Raw genomic sequence first — 329 nt, 5'->3', positions numbered from 1 at the left:
ACACGGGCAGAAGAGCAGACGGGGAGCGGCGAGCCGCGCCGGTCTGCAGGTGCTCCAGTCGGCTGCGGCGCAACGAGCGCGGAAACGATCCTGAGGGGGGCGCAGGTTCTCGGGGCGGATGGCGTAAAGGCGAGCGTGTCGCCGGCGGTGGTTCCGGTGTGGGTCTCGGCGATGAGTGGGGCGGCGCTGCCGGCCCGGGCTCGGCCGCGGGCGTGGTCTCCGGCCGCCTTTCCTACACCTTCGGCCTGGAGGGCCCGGCGGTCACCGTCGACACGGCCTGCTCCTCCTCGCTGGTCGCCCTGCACCTCGCCGTGCAGGCCCTGCGCAAC

1 protein-coding gene is annotated in these 329 nt (G+C 73.9%); it reads left to right on the top strand.

Features of this window, described 5'->3' with window-relative positions:
- Window positions 1–158: 158 nt before the first annotated feature.
- On the top strand, window positions 159–329 hold a 171-nt coding region (locus UK12_RS39100), incomplete at its 3' end, for a beta-ketoacyl synthase N-terminal-like domain-containing protein (protein ID WP_442973934.1).

The sequence above is a fragment of the Saccharothrix sp. ST-888 genome (assembly GCF_000955975.1).
Lineage (GTDB): Bacteria > Actinomycetota > Actinomycetes > Streptomycetales > Streptomycetaceae > Kitasatospora.
The sequence above is the reverse complement of the archived record's forward strand: the minus strand, read 5'-3'. Positions and strand labels throughout refer to the sequence as shown.